The following is a 16,253-nucleotide window of genomic DNA, read 5'->3' as shown; positions in this document are numbered from 1 at the left end:
CGCGTCGCCGAGGGCCGGATGCTCGACGTGCACGCCAATACCTGGCGCTACAACCAGTTGATCGCCCAGCAGCGCGCCATCATCGTCGATCGCCGGAACACGTTGCTGCGCACCGCAACCGCGCGCGAGGAGCTCGCCGAACTGGCGCCCAAGCGGTACAAGCGGCTGGCCAAGGACATCGAAGAGGACCGCCTGGAGAAGATCTGCCGGCAGATCATGCTCTATCACCTCGACCGCGGCTGGGCCGACCACCTGGCCTATTTGGCCGACATCCGCGAAAGCATCCACCTGCGCGCGCTGGGCCGGCAGAACCCGCTCGACGAGTTCCACCGGCTGGCGGTCGACGCTTTCGCGTCGCTGGCCGCCGACGCGATCGAGGCCGCGCAGCAGACCTTTGAGACGGCGAACGTGCTCGAGGAGGAGCAGGGCCTCGACCTGTCCAAGCTCGCCCGCCCGACGTCGACGTGGACGTACATGGTCAACGACAACCCGCTGTCCGACGACACGCTGTCCACGCTGAGCCTGCCCGGGGTCTTCCGCTAAGCCGGGGCCCGGGTCGGTCCGTTTAACGGAACGCAATACGCCCGCGTTAAGGTCACGCCTCATGGAGCCGGAGCTTCCGCCGAACCGGGTGCTGACGGTGCCCAACGCCCTGAGCGTCATCCGCCTGGTGCTCATCGGGGTGTTCGTCTACGCCCTGCTGTTCGCGCACGCCAACGGCTGGGCGGTCGGGATCCTGATGTTCAGCGGCGCGTCGGACTGGGCCGACGGCAAGATCGCCCGCCTGCTCGACCAGTCGTCGCGGCTCGGCGTCCTGCTCGACCCGGCGGTCGACCGCCTCTACATGATCTGCGTTCCCGTCACGATGGCGCTGAGCGGGATCGTGCCGTGGTGGTTCGTCGCCGTCCTGCTGGCCCGCGACGGGCTGCTGGCCGCGACGCTGCCGCTGCTGTGGAGCCGCGGGTTGTCCGCGCTGCCCGTGACCTACATCGGCAAGGCCGCCACGTTCGCGTTGATGTCCGGCTTCCCGCTGGTTCTGCTGGGGACCTGGGACGCGCTGTGGAGCCGGGTCGTCGGGGCCTGCGGCTGGGCGTTCCTGATCTGGGGCATGTACGCCTACCTGTGGGCGTTCGCACTGTACGTGGTGCAGATGACCATGGTCATCCGGCGGGTGCCCAGGCTCAAACACGAGCCCTCCCGGCCCCAGAGGACGCGGCATGGCTGACCCGGACCGCCTGCTCGGCGGCTACGACCCCAATGCCGGCCGCAGCGCCCACGTGGCGTCGCGCCCGCAGCTGATTCCGGTGCCCTCGCTGCTGCGCGCCCTGCTCTCGGAGCACCTGGATCCCGGTTACGCCGCGGCCGCAGAAAGGCGTCGCGACGCCGACCCGCCCGGGGCGTGCGCACGCGCCTTCGGCTGGCTGTGGCAGGCGCTGGCGGCGCTGCTCATCGCGACGGTCTTCGCCGCCGCGGTCGCGCAGGCCCGCTCGGTCGCCCCCGGCGTGCGTTCGGCGCAGCAGCTCCTGCTGGGCAACGTGCGGTCGACCGAGACCACCGCCGCCAGGCTCGCCCAGCGGCGCAGCGAGCTGTCCGCCCGCGTCGACGACGTGCAGCGCCGCGCGCTGGCCGACGACGCCGAAGGGCAGCGGCTGCTGGCGCGTCTGGACGCGCTCGGCCTGGCCGCGGCCAACCGGGCGGTCATCGGCCCCGGCCTGAAGGTGATCGTGACGGATCCCGGTGCCAGCCCCAACCTTTCCGACGTGTCCAAGCAGCGGGTCAGCGGCAGCCGGCAGATCATCTTGGACCGGGACCTGCAGCTTGTCGTCAACTCGTTGTGGGCCAGTGGCGCCGAGGCGATTTCGGTCGGCGGCGTCCGCATCGGACCCAACGCGACCATTCGGCAAGCCGGCGGGGCGATCCTGGTCGACAACAACCCCACCAGCAGCCCGTACACGATCCTCGCGGTGGGGCCGGCCCGCGCGATGCGGGACACCTTCGACGAGAGCTCCGGCCGGCAGCGCCTCAAACTCCTCGAGGTCTCCTACGGCGTCGTCGTCACCGTGGACGCGGCCGACGGGCTGACACTGCCCGCCGGATCGATCCGCGATATCAAGTTCGCCAAACAGATTGGGCCACAGTGAGAAAAGTCCTCTCTCATCCGCTCACCCGGCGCTCGCGGACGGGAAATCGGGCATGATCGGCATCGCGGCGCTGGCGATCGGCATCGTGCTCGGCCTGGTTTTCCACCCCGCCGTGCCGGAGGTCGTCCAGCCCTACCTGCCCATCGCGGTGGTCGCCGCGCTCGACGCGGTGTTCGGCGGGTTGCGCGCCTACCTGGAACGAATCTTCGACCCCAAAGTCTTCGTGATCTCGTTCGTGTTCAACGTTTTCGTGGCGGCGCTGATCGTCTACGTCGGTGACCAGTTGGGTGTGGGCACGCAGTTGTCCACGGCCATCATCGTGGTGTTGGGGATCCGCATCTTCGGCAACGCCGCCGCGCTGCGGCGCCGGCTGTTCGGGGCGTGATGGTGAGCGAAGATCCGCCAGACGGCGCCCCCGAAAGTGCTGACGCGGCAAGCCGTTCGCCCCATGGCCGCCACGAGCTGCCGGCGAACCGCCCGCGCCCGCAGATCGGCGCGGTGCGCCGCACGGGGCTGTCGGGGCTGGTCCGCAGCGGCCGCTCCCGGTTCGCGTTCGGAACGTTGGCGACGCTGTTGTGCCTGCTGCTGGGCGTCGCCATCGTCACGCAGGTCCGCCAGAACGAGTCGGGCGACTCGCTGGAGACGGCGCGCCCGGCGGACCTGTTGGTGTTGCTGGATTCGTTGCGCCAGCGCGAGGCCACGTTGAACGCCGAAGTGAGCGAACTGCAGAACACACTGAATTCGCTGCAAGCGTCCGGCAACAACGACCAGGCCGCGATTGCGGCCGCCCAGGCCAAGCTGGCGGCCCTGTCCATCCTGGCCGGCGCGGTGGGGGCCACCGGGCCGGGGGTCACCGTCACCATCGACGACCCCGGTCCCGGCGTCGCGCCGGAGGTGATGCTCGACGTCATCAACGAACTGCGGGCCGCCGGAGCGGAGGCGATGGAGATCAACGACGCGCACCAGTCGGTGCGTGTGGGTGTAGATACCTGGGTGGCGGGTATGCCTGGCTCGCTGACCATCGACACCAAGACCCTGTCACCCCCGTATTCGATTCTGGCGATTGGCGATCCACCCACCCTGGCCGCGGCGATGAACATCCCGGGCGGCGCCGAGGACAGCATCAAGCGCGTCGGCGCGCGCATGTCCGTCCGGCAGGCCGACCGGGTGGACGTGACCACCTTGCGACAACCAAAACCGCACCAATACGCTCAGCCCGTCAAGTGAGCACTTCGGTCGACAGAACAGGACTACTCGTGAGCGATATCCCACCCGATTTGCACTACACCGCCGAACACGAGTGGGTTCGCCGAAGCGGGGATGCCACCGTGCGGGTCGGGATCACCGACTTCGCCCAGTCGGCGCTGGGCGATGTCGTCTTCGTTCAGCTGCCCGACGTCGGCGCCGACCTGACCGCGGGCGAATCGTTCGGCGAAGTCGAGTCGACCAAGTCGGTGTCGGACTTGTACGCCCCGGTTTCGGGCAAGGTCGCCGCGGTCAACGCCGACCTGGAGGCCAGCCCGCAGCTGGTCAACTCGGACCCGTACGGCGCGGGCTGGTTGCTGGATGTCGAGGTGTCCGACGTCGCCGCATTGGAGTCGGCCATCTCGTCCCTGCTTGACGCCGAGGCCTACCGCGGAACACTGACCGAATGAGGATTGCTAATCTGCCTGCCAGCCGCGAGCGGTGCGGCGAACCGGCGGGGGAAAGGCGGAAAATCGGTCTTCCGATCGTCGGGTGGGGGCCACATTGCAGACCTATGCGCGGTACCGTCGACAGATCGACACTCGAACCCACCCGTCTTAGTAATCGGCAGTACCGGGCGAATAAACCCAGTAAGCAGCCGGCCGAGCGGCCCGGTCAAACAACGCCACAGCGGCCAGTGAGGAGCAGCGCGTGACGGACATGGACAACGACCAGACCTCTGACGAAGTCACGGTGGAGACGACCTCCGTCTTCCGGGCCGACTTCCTCAACGAACTGGACGCGCCCGCCCAGGCGGGCACCGAGACCGCGGTATCCGGGGTCGAAGGCCTCCCGGCGGGGTCGGCGCTGCTGGTCGTCAAACGGGGACCGAACGCCGGGTCGCGCTTCCTGCTCGACCAGCCCATCACGTCCGCCGGCCGGCACCCCGACAGCGACATCTTCCTCGACGACGTGACCGTCAGTCGACGCCACGCCGAATTCAGGTTGGAAAACAACGAATTCAACGTGGTGGATGTCGGTAGCCTTAATGGCACCTACGTCAATCGGGAGCCCGTCGACTCGGCGGTGCTCGCCAACGGCGACGAGGTGCAGATCGGCAAGTTCCGCTTGGTGTTTCTGACCGGGCCCAAGCAGGGTGAGGATGGAGGATCCGGAGGCTAGTGAGCGCACCCGATAGCCCGGCACTGGCCGGGATGTCGATTGGGGCGGTCCTGGAACTGTTGAGGCCGGACTTTCCCGATGTCACGATCTCCAAGATTCGCTTCCTGGAGGCCGAGGGATTGGTGACGCCCCAGCGCGCCGCGTCGGGCTATCGGAGATTCACCGCGTACGACTGCGCGAGGTTGCGGTTCATCCTGACCGCGCAGCGCGATCACTACCTACCGCTCAAGGTCATTCGGGCGCAGCTGGACGCCCAGCCCGACGGCGAACTGCCGCCGTTCGGCTCGCCCTACGCCGCGCCGCGCCTGGTCTCGGTGGCGGGAATCGGGGAGGCCGACGACGAGCCGGGCGCCGAGCCCAAGTCCGACGCGGCCGCGGTGGCGCCGTCGAGCATTCGGCTCAGTCGTGAGGATCTGCTGGAGCGCTCCGGCGTCGACGGCGATCTGTTGACGGCGCTGCTCAAGGCGGGCGTGATCACCACCGGCCCCGGCGGCTTCTTCGACGAACACGCCGTCGTCATCCTGCAGTGCGCGCGGGCGCTTTCGGAGTACGGTGTCGAGCCGCGGCACCTGCGTGCGTTCCGCTCGGCAGCCGACCGGCAATCCGACCTGATCGCCCAAATCGCCGGGCCGGTAGTCAAAGCCGGCAAGACCGGCGCCCGCGATCGGGCCGACGACCTCGCGCGTGAGGTGGCCGCCCTGGCCATCACCCTGCACACGTCGTTGATCAAATCGGCCGTTCGCGACGTTCTCCATCGCTGAGGACTAGACTTCGTCGATAGCTTGGTTGTCAGCGGCACAGCGGTAATTCGGCGTCGTCGTTGCGCCAAGAACAACGGCGGTCTATGCGGAGGGCAGACACAGATGGGTGAAGTTCGTGTTGTCGGCATTCGCGTGGAGCAGCCGCAGAACCAGCCCGTGTTGTTGCTGCGCGAAACCGACGGCGACCGCTACCTGCCGATCTGGATCGGTCAATCGGAGGCCGCCGCCATCGCGCTCGAGCAGCAGGGCGTCGAGCCGCCGCGCCCGCTGACGCACGATCTGATCAGGGATGTGATTGCCGCGCTTGGTCATTCGCTCAAGGAGGTGCGCATCGTCGACCTGCAAGAGGGCACCTTCTACGCCGACCTGGTTTTCGACCGCAACATCACGGTGTCGGCGCGGCCCTCGGATTCGGTGGCGATCGCGCTGCGCGTCGGCGTCCCGATCTACGTCGAGGAGGCCGTGCTGGCCCAGGCCGGCCTGCTCATCCCGGACGAGAGCGACGAAGAGGGCGGCACCGCCGTCCGCGAGGACGAGGTGGAGAAGTTCAAGGAGTTCCTCGACAGCGTGTCGCCCGACGATTTCAAGGCCACCTAGGCCCCCGCGGGCGTACTACCCTGGACACCGACATCACGGATGCGTCTCAACTGGCATCGGGATGTCGACACGCCTGGCGGATAGCGCCCCCTCTTAGCCCGGCGGCGGCCATACTTTGATCACGACTTAAGGGCGCGGTAGCTATCGAACAGCGTAAGCTCTCTAGCACTCGGGCCTGAGCAAACGTGGCTGCGACCCAGCCACGAGACGCAGCTGGAAACGATAGCGCGATCGGCGAGAGGAAGCACCGTGAGCGAGCAGCCACGCCAAGAACAGCTAGACCTAGCTGACACCGCGACCGCCGCGCCGGAAGCGCCCGTGCAACCCGGGCTGTTTCCCGACGACTCCGTGCCGGACGAGCTGGTGGGCTACCGCGGCCCAAGCGCTTGCCAGATCGCCGGAATCACCTACCGCCAGCTGGACTATTGGGCGCGCACCTCGCTGGTGGTGCCGTCGATCCGCAGCGCCGCGGGCTCGGGCAGCCAGCGGCTGTACTCGTTCAAGGACATCCTGGTCCTCAAGATCGTCAAGCGGCTGCTCGACACCGGGATCTCGCTGCACAACATCCGGGTCGCGGTCGACCACCTGCGCCAGCGCGGCGTGCAGGACCTGGCCAACATCACGTTGTTCTCCGACGGCACCACGGTTTACGAATGCACGTCGGCCGAAGAGGTCGTCGACCTGCTGCAGGGCGGGCAGGGCGTGTTCGGCATCGCCGTCTCCGGCGCCATGCGCGAGCTCACCGGGGTGATCGCCGACTTCCCCGGCGAGCGGGCCGACGGGGGCGAGTCCATCGCCGCGCCGGAAGACGAGCTGGCGTCCCGCCGCAAGCACCGCGACCGCAAGATCGGTTAAGCGCACCCGCGCCGCCCGGCCGGGTAAACTGGCGCACGCATCGCACTCGTGCGGGAGAGTTCCGTGACGGCCAGTCACGGACGCCGAAGGAGCAACACCTCTCCGCTAACCTCTCAGGCACCCGGACCGCGCGGGTTAACGATGCCTCTGGAAAGCGGTGCCGATCCCCGGCACCCGCCGATGGGGAAAGGCGCGCGGGCAGCACCCCGCGCGCCGAATCTCTCAGGCGCCCGGCGATCGGGTGAAGACAGAGGGAGAGGACCGCACGTCCTCTGCCTTGTCGACGCCGTAGGAGTTCGCCAGTGCCCGACCAATCAACCTTCGCAGCCCGGCACATCGGGCCGGACGGCCAAGCCATCGCGACCATGCTCGCCGTCATCGGCGTCGATTCGCTCGACCAGCTGGCGGCCAAGGCCGTCCCCGCCGGCATCCTCGACAAGCTCACCGGCGGCGGGGCGGCACCCGGGCTGGACGAGCTGCCGCCGGCCGTCACCGAGACCGAGGCGCTGGCCGAGCTGCGGGCGATGGCCGAGGCAAACACGGTGGCCGTGTCGATGATCGGTCAGGGTTACTACGACACGCTCACCCCGCCGGTGCTGCTGCGCAACGTGCTGGAGAACCCGGCCTGGTACACCGCCTACACGCCGTACCAGCCCGAGATCAGCCAGGGCCGGCTGGAGGCGCTGCTGAACTTCCAGACGATGGTGGCCGACCTGACCGGGCTCGAAGTCGCCAACGCCTCGATGCTCGACGAGGGCACCGCGGCCGCCGAGGCCATGACGCTGATGCACCGCGCGACCCGCGGCACGTCGAACCGGCTGGCCGTCGACGCCGACCTGTTCGCCCAGACCGCGGCCGTGCTGGCGACGCGGGCGCGGCCGCTGGGCATCGAGATCGTCACCGCCGACCTGAGCGCGGGCCTGCCCGACGGCGACTTCTTCGGCGTCATCACGCAGCTGCCCGGCGCGAGCGGCCGGATCACCGACTGGGCCGCGCTGGTGCAACAGGCGCACGACCGTGGCGCGCTCATCGCCATCGGCGCCGACCTGCTGGCGTGCACGCTGATCACGCCGCCGGGCGACATCGGTGCCGACGTCGCGTTCGGCACGACCCAACGATTCGGTGTGCCAATGGGATTCGGCGGTCCGCACGCCGGTTACCTGTCCGTGCACTCCAAACACGCCCGGCAGCTGCCGGGCCGGCTCGTCGGCGTGTCGCTGGATGCCGACGGCTCCCCGGCCTACCGGCTGGCGCTGCAGACCCGCGAGCAGCACATCCGCCGGGACAAGGCGACCAGCAACATCTGCACCGCCCAGGTGCTGTTGGCGGTGATGGCCGCGATGTACGCCAGCTACCACGGCGCCGACGGGCTGGCCGCGATCGCCCGCCGGGTGCACGCCCACGCCGAGGCGATCGCCGCGGCGCTCGGCGACGCGCTGGTGCACGCCACCTTCTTCGACACCGTGCTGGCCCAGGTCCCGGGTCGCGCGGACGAGGTGGTGGCCGCGGCCAAGGCGAACGGCGTCAACCTGTGGCGTGTCGACGCCGACCACGTCTCGGTCGCCTGCGACGAGGCCACCACCGACGCCCACGTGGCGGCGGTGCTGGAGGCGTTCGGGGTCGCGGCGGCCGAGCCGGCAGGCGTCGACATCGCGACCCGCACGTCGGAGTTCCTGACCCATCCGGCGTTCACGCAGTACCGCACCGAGACGGCGATGATGCGGTACCTGCGCACGCTGGCGGACAAGGATATCGCCTTGGACCGCAGCATGATTCCGCTCGGCTCCTGCACCATGAAACTCAACGCCGCCGCGGAGATGGAGCCGATCACCTGGCCCGAATTCGCGCGCCAGCACCCGTTCGCCCCGGCGTCCAACACGCCCGGGCTGCGCCGGCTGATCAGCGACCTTCAGGCCTGGCTGGTGCGGATCACCGGGTACGACGCCGTGTCGCTGCAACCCAACGCCGGCTCGCAGGGCGAGTACGCCGGTCTGCTGGCCATCCACGACTACCACGCCAGCCGGGGCGAACCGCACCGCAACATCTGCCTGATCCCGTCCAGCGCGCACGGCACCAACGCGGCATCGGCGGCGCTGGCCGGCATGCGGGTGGTCGTGGTGGCCTGCCACGACAACGGTGACGTCGACCTGGATGACCTGCGCGCCAAGGTGACTCAGCACGGCGACGAGCTGTCCACGCTGATGATCACCTACCCGTCCACCCACGGCGTCTACGAGCACGACATCGCCGAGATCTGCGCGGCCGTGCACGACGCCGGCGGCCAGGTGTACGTCGACGGCGCCAACCTCAACGCGCTGGTCGGCCTGGCCCGGCCCGGAAAGTTCGGCGGCGACGTCAGCCACCTGAACCTGCACAAGACGTTCTGCATCCCGCACGGCGGCGGGGGACCGGGTGTGGGGCCGGTGGCGGTGCGCGAGCACCTGGCCCCGTTCCTGCCCGGGCACCCGCACGCCCCGGAATTGCCGCAGGGTCATCCGGTGTCCTCGGCGCCCTACGGCTCGGCCTCGATCCTGCCGATCAGCTGGGCCTACATCAGGATGATGGGCGCCGACGGCCTGCGGGCGGCGTCGCTGACCGCCATCGCGTCGGCCAACTACATCGCCCGCCGGCTCGACGAGTACTTCCCGGTGCTATACACCGGGGAGAACGGCATGGTCGCCCACGAATGCATCCTGGACCTGCGGCCGATCACCAAGTCCACCGGCGTGACCGTCGATGATGTCGCAAAGCGGTTGGCGGACTACGGTTTTCACGCACCGACGATGAGCTTCCCGGTGGCGGGCACGCTCATGGTGGAGCCCACCGAGAGCGAGACGCTGACCGAGGTCGACGCCTTCTGCGAAGCGATGATCGCCATCCGCGGTGAGATCGACCGGGTGGGTTCGGGGGAGTGGCCGGTCGACGACAACCCGCTGCGGGGCGCGCCGCACACGGCCGAGTGCCTGCTGGTCACCGACTGGGAGCACCCGTACACGCGTGAAGAGGCCGCCTACCCGCTGGGCAAGGCCTTCCGGCCGAAGGTATGGCCGCCGGTGCGGCGCATCGACGGCGCCTACGGGGACCGCAACCTGGTGTGCTCGTGCCCGCCGGTGGAGGCGTTCGCCTGACCGGCTAGCCGTATCGCTCGACGATCGCCGCGGCGATCTGGTCCGGCGCGTCCTCCTGGATGAAGTGCTTGGCGTGGGGCAGTTCGACGACGACGTGGTCGGGGAACGCCGCGCGCATGCGCGGGATGTTGGGACCCGGCCGGAAGGCGAAGTCCTTCATGCCCCAGACGAACAGGGCGGGTTTGGTGCCCAGCTTGTCCGGCACCTCCCGGGCGAGCCGCGCCAGCAGCGGGCCCGCGGCCAGGATCTGCTTTGGCATCTCGGCGACGCCCCTGCGGGCGTCCGGGTTGGGCTGCACCGCGCGGTAGTGCGCCATCACCGCGTCGCTGGGGCGGTGCGCGGTTCCGGCGGGGACCAAACGCTCGACGAAGAAGTTGCGCTGCAGGATCGCGTATTGCAGTGGCGGGCTGGACATCACGCGGCTGAACATCTTCGTGGTGAATTCCGACGTCGGCCAGAACCAGGTGTTGCCCAGGATGACGCCGCGCACCCGCTCGGCACGCTGGACGGCGACCGCCATGCTGATGGGCCCACCCCAGTCCTGGCCCATGGTCAGGTAGCCGTCCAGGCCGAGATGGTCGACGAACTCGCCGACCACCCGGGCATGCTCCTCGATCGTGTAGCCGAACGCGGCCGGCCGATCCGAAAGGCCGAACCCGAGGTAATCCGGTGCGATGCAACGGAACCGGTCGCGCAGCGCGATGACGATGTTGCGGTACAGGAAGCTCCACGTCGGGTTGCCGTGATACAGCAGGATCGGCGGCCCGTCACCCTCGTCGAGGTAGTGCATGCGGCCTTGTGAGCTGTCGAACCAGCGCGACTGGAACGGATACAGCCGGGGGTCGGGGGTGAAGGCGATGCTCATGTCCGGCGGTCGAGCCGTCAGTACCGGCCGAAGGCCAGGGCGACGTTGTGGCCCCCGAACCCGAACGAGTTGTTGATGGCGTACCGGTAGTTGCCGCGCCGGGGATCGCCCGCCACCACGTCCAAATCGATTTCCGGGTCGAGGTTTTCCAGGTTCAGCGTCGGCGGGACGATCTGATCGCGCAGCGCCAGCACGGTCAGGATGGACTCCACCGCGCCGACCGCGCCGACCGAATGGCCCAGGGCGGACTTGGGCGCGTACACCGCCGGCTTGTTGCTGCCCAGCGCGTTGTTGATCGCCTTGCCCTCGGCCAGGTCACCGATCTGGGTGCCGGTGGCATGGGCGTTGACGTGGTCGATGTCGCCGGGCGTGAGGCCCGCGAGCTGGATGGCGCGCGTCATCGCCCGGCCGGCACGGTTGCCGCTCGGGTCCGGCGCCACCATGTGGTAGCCGTCGGACGTCACGCCGGCCCCCATCAGCCGGGCCAGGATGCGCGCCCCGCGCGCCTTTGCGTGCTGCTCGGTTTCGAGCACCATCAGGGCGCCGGCCTCGCCGAACACGAAGCCGTCGCGGTCCTTGTCGAACGGGCGGCAGGCCCCGGCCGGATTCGCGTTGTTCGTCGACATCACGATCCGCATGTTCGCGAAGGCGGCGATGGGCACCGCCTCGATCCTGGTCTCGACGCCACCGCAGATCGCGACGTCGGCCTCCCCGAACGCCATCGCCTGCCAGGCCCGGGCGATGGCCTCGGAACCGGACGCACACGCCGACACCGGCGTCATCACCCCGGCCCGGGCCCGTCGTTCCAGCCCCACCGCGTTGGCGGCCGCGTCGGGCATGTACTTGCTGACGGCCAGCGGCGAGACCGCCTTCACGCCCCGGGCGCGCAGGGTGTCGCGGGTGAAGACCAGTTCCTCGCCGGAGCCGAAACCGGTGCCGATGGACACCAGCACGCGGTTGGGGTCGACCTCGGGCGAGCCGGCATGGTCCCAGGCCCGCCGGTTGACGATGGCGGACATTCGGGCCAGGTAGCCCGTCCTGCGCAGCTCGGCCGGGTTCAGCTCGCTGTCGAACTCCTCGAGCAGGTGCCCGCCGATGCGAACCGGGAGGTCGAATTCCTCCACGAACGGGTCATCGAGTTCGCGGATCCCACTTTGGCAGTCGAGGAGCAACTTCCAGGTGGTCTCGGCATCGGTGGCCAACGCGGTGGTCATCGCGATCCCGGTCACGACGATGTCCGGAAGCGCTTGCCCAGTAACCAGATTCGTCATTGCTGTCGCGGTCATCCTTTCGCAGCGTCACCCCGGCCGTGTTCGCGGACGCGCGTGTTGGCAGGTCACCCTCCCCAGGTGAGAAGGAAGGCGCCCGACCCGAACCATCGCACCGCTCCCCATAGCGTTGGCCGTGGCATCAACCTCGGTCGAGCCTAGCGCCAAGTTGGGATTCCGAGCCGGAACACCCCGCCGCAACCTTCGCTTACCGGTCCGTGCCCGAGCCTATCCCCGGCCTCAGCCCAGGAAGGCGTTGATGGCCGCGGCGAGGTCGGGGGACGCCGAGCTGGCCAGATTCTGGTAGCCACCGCCGCTGAGCTGGGCGACCGCCTCCCAGGTTGCGCGGTCCGGGTCGCCGCCGAAGTCGATGACGTTCACCGCGATCGGCTTGGCCGGGTCGGCGCTCTTGCGGATGAAGTCCTGCAGGCCGGGGCCGTCGAGGGTCTGGTCGGTGTGCGGGCCTGCCGTGATGACCAGGATCGAGTTGGTCTGGCCGGCGCGGTAGTTGGCCTGCAGGTCCTGGTAGATCATCCGCAGGGTGGTGAAGGACACCGCGCCACCGGCCGAGGAGTATTGCTTGTCCAGCGCGGCCGTCAGCGCCGTCGACCTCGGCTGGCCGTTGACCGGGTCTCCGAGCGGGCCGCCGGGCACCTCCGAACGCCCCTCGTGGCCGTCGAACGTCCACAGGCCGACCACGGCGGTCGGCGGCAACGCCCTGATCTTGTCCTGAAGTGCGGCAATCACATTCGCCAGCCGGGACTTGCCGCCTTCCTGGCCGGGCATGGACTGGTCGAGCATGATGGTCGCGGCCAGTCCGCTCGACGGGGCGGCCATGGCCTCGGCCAGCGTCGCGCGCATGGCCTCGTCACCCACCGACAGCGCCGCGGGCAGCGCCGGGAACGAGGTGACCGGGCTGCTGGGCGGGGAGACGCCGTTGACCCGGAAACCGGCCTTGGCCAGCTTGGCGAGTTGATCCGGCTTGTGCATGAAGCGGGCGAACTCGCTGGCCGCCGAGGTCTGGTCCTTGGTCAGCCAGGACCCGCTGAGCAACACGGTGGGATAGTCGGCGACCGGCGCCGGCCCGGACGGCATCCAGGAAGCCAACGCGCCCTTGGCGTTTGGCAGCGTCTGGCCGCGCTGGAACTGCTGCTGCTCGGTGGTGATCACGGCGTGCACCGGCGCGCTCGCCGCGTCAGGGTGCCCGATCAGGATGTCCATCGCCTCGGTCAGCGAGTTGTTCGCCAGCTTGGGTTGCGCGCCCAGCACCGCGCGCACCGCGCCGGTACCCTGCGTCGCGGGGCTACCGGGAGGCGCCGCGGCGGCCGCTATCGCTTCCCCGGCCAGGAACGCGGCGTCACCGTTGCCGCTCATCGGCACGGCCAGCCGCAGCGACCCCCACGCCGGCAGGTTCACGCCGGCCAGCCCGTTCGGGTTGGTCTGCAGCCCGGGTAGCGCCGCCCAGGTCTGGTTGCCGAGCGCCTGCTGCAGCTCGGGCCGGACGGCCAGCACCACCGGCGACGTCACCAGCGAGCGGCTGTCGGTGATCGTTTTCTGCGCCGTGGCCCCGGCGAGGCGGGCGGCCGAGATCGAGCTTGCCGGGATCCACAACGCCGGCTGTCCGCCCAGCTCGGCGGGCCACTTGCCGATGAATCCGTTGAGCACCGCGTCGGAGGCGGCCGGTTTGACGCTGACCGCCACGCAGTGGTCGCCGATCGGGCCGGCGGTGGCGTTGTAGCTTTCCGCGAACTGTTGCACCGAATCGGCGATCGACGGGTCGGCGACCACCGCGACCGTCTCCTTGCCGCCCACGCAGCCCCCGGCGGCCTTGTGCGAGCGGTTGGACAGCGCGTCGCCGAAGAAGCTCCACAGGATCACGCTGCCCACCACCACGACGACGGCGACCAGCGCCACGATCACGCCGATGCTGACACCCCGGCGCCCGCCCTCGCTGCGGTGGCCGCCGCGCCAATCGCCGAGCCCGCGGTGGCCGCGGGAAAACAGCGAGGGCGACGAGGCCGGCGGTTCCGCGCTCGACGGGCCGGGCTGCCGGGGCGGGAACACCGGGTAGTCGTCGGCGGTGCCGCCCTCGAACTCGTCGCCGGCGGCATAGGGTTCATCCTCGGCGGGGAAGTCATCGTCGCCGCGGAAGTCATCGTCGGCGGGATAGTGCCCCTCGTCCGAGTAGTCCTCGGTGACGTCGTCGCGCTGCTGGTCGTCCGCCTCGCCGTCGTCGTAGGGCTCGTCGACGGAGTCGTCAGGGTCGGGCAAACTGTGCCTACCCATAGCGGTGTCCGTCGCCTTTCCGTCGATGAAGCCGAGCTGTTGTCAATCCGCCGCTGATCTTAGTCATCGGCGGCGTCGATGCGCCGCGAGCCCGATGCGGGCACGGGCTCAATCTCACCGCGCCGCGCGGGCCTTGGCTTCGCGCCGGCGGCGATGCAGGATCGGCTCGGTGTAGCCGTTGGGCTGCTGCGTGCCGGTCAGGATCAGGTCCTGGGCGGCCAGGAACGCCAGGCTGTCGTCGAAGTTGGGCGCCATCGGCTGGTACGCCGCATCCTTGGCGTTCTGCTCGTCCACCAGCGGCGCCATCCGCTCCAGGCTGGCGCGCACGTCCTCCTCGGTGATCACACCGTGCCGCAGCCAGTTGGCCAGCAGCTGGCTCGAAATCCGCAGCGTGGCACGGTCTTCCATGAGTGCCACGTCGTGGATGTCGGGCACCTTCGAGCAGCCCACGCCCTGGGCCACCCAGCGCACCACGTAGCCCAGGATCGACTGGCAGTTGTTGTCGACCTCCTCGCGGATCTCCTCGGGCGCCCAGGCCAGTTCCTTGGCCAGCGGGATGGTCAGCAGCTCGTCGATGTTGGTGCGCTTCTTGCCGGCCAGCTCCTCCTGGACGGCGCCCACGTCGACGTAGTGGTAGTGCATCGCGTGCAGGGTGGCCGCCGTCGGCGAGGGCACCCACGCGGTGGTGGCGCCGGCCTTGGGCTGGCCGATCTTCTGCTCGACCATGTCGGCCATCAGCTCGGTCATCGCCCACATGCCCTTGCCGATCTGGGCCTTGCCCTTGAACCCGGCGGCCAGCCCGATGTCGACGTTGGCGTCCTCGTAGGCCTTGATCCAGGTGCTGTTCTTCATCGCACCCTTGCGGATCATCGGGCCGGCTTCCATCGAGGTGTGGATCTCGTCGCCGGTGCGGTCCAGGAAGCCGGTGTTGATGAACACCACCCGGTCGGCCGCGGCCTTGATGCACGCCTTGAGGTTGACGGTGGTGCGCCGTTCCTCGTCCATGATGCCGACCTTGAGGGTGGCCTGCGGCAGGCCCAGGACGTCCTCGACGCGGCTGAACAGCTCGCAGGTGAACGCGACCTCGTCGGGACCGTGCATCTTGGGCTTGACGATGTAGATGGACCCGGTACGGCTGTTGGCCAGCGGGCCGTTGTCGGAGCCGGTCTTGAGCCCGTGGATCGCGGTCAGGCCGGTGAACAGCGCGTCCATGATGCCCTCGAACACCTCGTTGCCCTCGGCGTCCACGATCGCGTCGTTGGTCATCAGGTGGCCCACGTTGCGGACGAACAACAGGCTGCGGCCGGGCAGGGTCAGCTGGCCCTCACCGTCGGGCGTGGTGTAGGTGCGATCCTGGTTGAGCACCCGGGTGAAGCTCTTGCCGTCCTTGGCGACCTCCTCGGACAGGTCGCCCTTGTTCAGGCCGAGCCAGTTGCGGTAGCCGAGCACCTTGTCGTCGGCGTCGACGGCGGCCACCGAGTCCTCGAAGTCCATGATCGTGGTGACCGCGGATTCCAGCACCACGTCCTTGATGCCGGCGCGGTCGGTCTTGCCGATCGGCGATTCCGGGTCGACAAGGATCTCGATGTGCAGGCCGTGGTTGACCAGCAGCACCGACCAGTCGGGGGAGCCGAGCTCGCCGGTGTAGCCGGCGAACTTCTCCGGGCTGGCAAGGCCGACGGAGCCGTCACCGGTCGCCACCTTCAGCTGCCCGTCTTCGACGGACAGGCCCGTCGCGTCCGCCCAGGAGCCGGACTCCAGCGGCACGGCCTCGTCGAGAAACTTGCGCGCGTAGGCGATGACCTTGTCGCCGCGAACGCGCGCTGGGGCTCGCTGTACGACGCCCTGTACGGCACCGACGTGATCGCGGAGGACGACGGCGCCGAAAAGGGCACCGGCTACAACAAGGTTCGCGGCGACAAGGTCATCGCCTACGCGCGCAAGTTTCTCGACGAGGCCGTGCCGCTGGAGTCCGGCTCCTGGGC

At 69.2% G+C, this 16,253-nt stretch carries 14 protein-coding genes, 2 pseudogenes and 1 riboswitch; of the genes and pseudogenes, 12 read left to right on the top strand and 4 right to left on the bottom strand.

Annotated features, from left to right (window positions below):
• From secA2 to gcvP, 11 genes and pseudogenes are all read left to right on the top strand, one after another.
• Positions 1-543, top strand: a pseudogene (gene secA2, locus A5702_RS14030) (accessory Sec system translocase SecA2); the annotation flags it as partial.
• 61 nt (positions 544-604) lie between these two features.
• Positions 605-1,225: a CDP-alcohol phosphatidyltransferase family protein gene (locus tag A5702_RS14025; protein ID WP_055404164.1), complete on the top strand. Its 621-nt coding sequence runs from the start codon at positions 605-607 to the stop codon at positions 1,223-1,225.
• Positions 1,218-2,141, top strand: coding sequence for a DUF881 domain-containing protein (locus A5702_RS14020; protein ID WP_068221435.1), 924 nt, complete (start codon positions 1,218-1,220; stop codon positions 2,139-2,141). The genes A5702_RS14025 and A5702_RS14020 overlap by 8 nt, the downstream gene beginning before the upstream one ends.
• A 52-nt stretch (positions 2,142-2,193) precedes the next feature.
• On the top strand, positions 2,194-2,526 hold the full coding sequence (locus tag A5702_RS14015; RefSeq protein WP_007170008.1) for a small basic family protein: 333 nt from the start codon (positions 2,194-2,196) through the stop codon (positions 2,524-2,526).
• Positions 2,527-2,528: 2 nt separating this feature from the next.
• A complete protein-coding gene (locus A5702_RS14010) occupies positions 2,529-3,368 on the top strand; it encodes a DUF881 domain-containing protein (protein WP_055404181.1) in 840 nt (279 codons plus the stop codon).
• 29 nt (positions 3,369-3,397) lie between these two features.
• A complete protein-coding gene (gene gcvH, locus A5702_RS14005) occupies positions 3,398-3,796 on the top strand; it encodes a glycine cleavage system protein GcvH (RefSeq protein ID WP_068221433.1) in 399 nt (132 codons plus the stop codon).
• 250 nt (positions 3,797-4,046) lie between these two features.
• Complete coding sequence (garA, locus tag A5702_RS14000; protein ID WP_369817909.1) at positions 4,047-4,508, top strand: glycogen accumulation regulator GarA; 462 nt, start codon at positions 4,047-4,049, stop codon at positions 4,506-4,508.
• On the top strand, positions 4,508-5,269 hold the full coding sequence (locus tag A5702_RS13995; protein ID WP_068221431.1) for a MerR family transcriptional regulator: 762 nt from the start codon (positions 4,508-4,510) through the stop codon (positions 5,267-5,269). The genes garA and A5702_RS13995 overlap by 1 nt, the downstream gene beginning before the upstream one ends.
• A gap of 102 nt (positions 5,270-5,371) precedes the next feature.
• Complete coding sequence (locus A5702_RS13990) at positions 5,372-5,866, top strand: bifunctional nuclease family protein (RefSeq protein ID WP_007170013.1); 495 nt, start codon at positions 5,372-5,374, stop codon at positions 5,864-5,866.
• A gap of 249 nt (positions 5,867-6,115) precedes the next feature.
• Positions 6,116-6,721: a MerR family transcriptional regulator gene (locus A5702_RS13985; RefSeq protein WP_067821146.1), complete on the top strand. Its 606-nt coding sequence runs from the start codon at positions 6,116-6,118 to the stop codon at positions 6,719-6,721.
• A 41-nt stretch (positions 6,722-6,762) separates the two neighbouring features.
• Positions 6,763-6,860: riboswitch (glycine riboswitch) on the top strand.
• A gap of 163 nt (positions 6,861-7,023) precedes the next feature.
• A complete protein-coding gene (gene gcvP, locus A5702_RS13980) occupies positions 7,024-9,849 on the top strand; it encodes an aminomethyl-transferring glycine dehydrogenase (RefSeq protein WP_068221429.1) in 2,826 nt (941 codons plus the stop codon).
• Between the two features lie 4 nt (positions 9,850-9,853).
• Here gcvP and A5702_RS13975 read toward each other — a convergent pair whose 3' ends face one another.
• The 4 genes and pseudogenes from A5702_RS13975 to A5702_RS13960 all read right to left on the bottom strand — a co-directional run.
• Positions 9,854-10,714 (bottom strand): haloalkane dehalogenase, encoded by an 861-nt coding sequence (locus A5702_RS13975; protein WP_068221426.1) that lies wholly within the window; start codon positions 10,712-10,714, stop codon positions 9,854-9,856.
• A 17-nt stretch (positions 10,715-10,731) separates the two neighbouring features.
• Positions 10,732-11,985, bottom strand: a complete 1,254-nt coding sequence (kasB, locus tag A5702_RS13970; protein ID WP_068221424.1) for a 3-oxoacyl-ACP synthase KasB — start codon at positions 11,983-11,985, stop codon at positions 10,732-10,734.
• Positions 11,986-12,222: 237 nt separating this feature from the next.
• On the bottom strand, positions 12,223-14,268 hold the full coding sequence (locus A5702_RS13965; protein WP_068221421.1) for a substrate-binding domain-containing protein: 2,046 nt from the start codon (positions 14,266-14,268) through the stop codon (positions 12,223-12,225).
• A 114-nt stretch (positions 14,269-14,382) separates the two neighbouring features.
• A pseudogene (locus A5702_RS13960) lies at positions 14,383-16,161 on the bottom strand (malate synthase G); the annotation flags it as partial.
• Between A5702_RS13960 and A5702_RS26970 the strand changes: the two are divergent.
• A partial coding sequence (locus tag A5702_RS26970) for a hypothetical protein (RefSeq protein WP_369817908.1) occupies positions 16,129-16,253 on the top strand: 125 nt, incomplete at its 3' end. The pseudogene A5702_RS13960 and the gene A5702_RS26970 sit on opposite strands and share 33 nt — an antisense overlap.

It is taken from the genome of Mycobacterium sp. E3339 (genome assembly GCF_001666915.1).
In the GTDB taxonomy this organism is placed as follows: domain Bacteria; phylum Actinomycetota; class Actinomycetes; order Mycobacteriales; family Mycobacteriaceae; genus Mycobacterium.
Note: the sequence above shows the minus strand (reverse complement) of the source record. Positions and strands in the feature narration are given on the sequence as shown.

Bases quoted from the DNA above. Each gene is read 5' to 3' on its own strand.
- A5702_RS14025 (WP_055404164.1), top strand. From the start codon at position 605: ATGGAGCCGGAGCTTCCGCCGAACCGGGTGCTGACGGTGCCCAACGCC.
- A5702_RS14020 (WP_068221435.1), top strand. From the start codon at position 1,218: ATGGCTGACCCGGACCGCCTGCTCGGCGGCTACGACCCCAATGCCGGC.
- A5702_RS14015 (WP_007170008.1), top strand. From the start codon at position 2,194: ATGATCGGCATCGCGGCGCTGGCGATCGGCATCGTGCTCGGCCTGGTT.
- garA (WP_369817909.1), top strand. From the start codon at position 4,047: ATGGACAACGACCAGACCTCTGACGAAGTCACGGTGGAGACGACCTCC.
- A5702_RS13990 (WP_007170013.1), top strand. From the start codon at position 5,372: ATGGGTGAAGTTCGTGTTGTCGGCATTCGCGTGGAGCAGCCGCAGAAC.
- A5702_RS13975 (WP_068221426.1), bottom strand. From the start codon at position 10,714: ATGAGCATCGCCTTCACCCCCGACCCCCGGCTGTATCCGTTCCAGTCG.
- kasB (WP_068221424.1), bottom strand. From the start codon at position 11,985: ATGACGAATCTGGTTACTGGGCAAGCGCTTCCGGACATCGTCGTGACC.
- A5702_RS13965 (WP_068221421.1), bottom strand. From the start codon at position 14,268: ATGGGTAGGCACAGTTTGCCCGACCCTGACGACTCCGTCGACGAGCCC.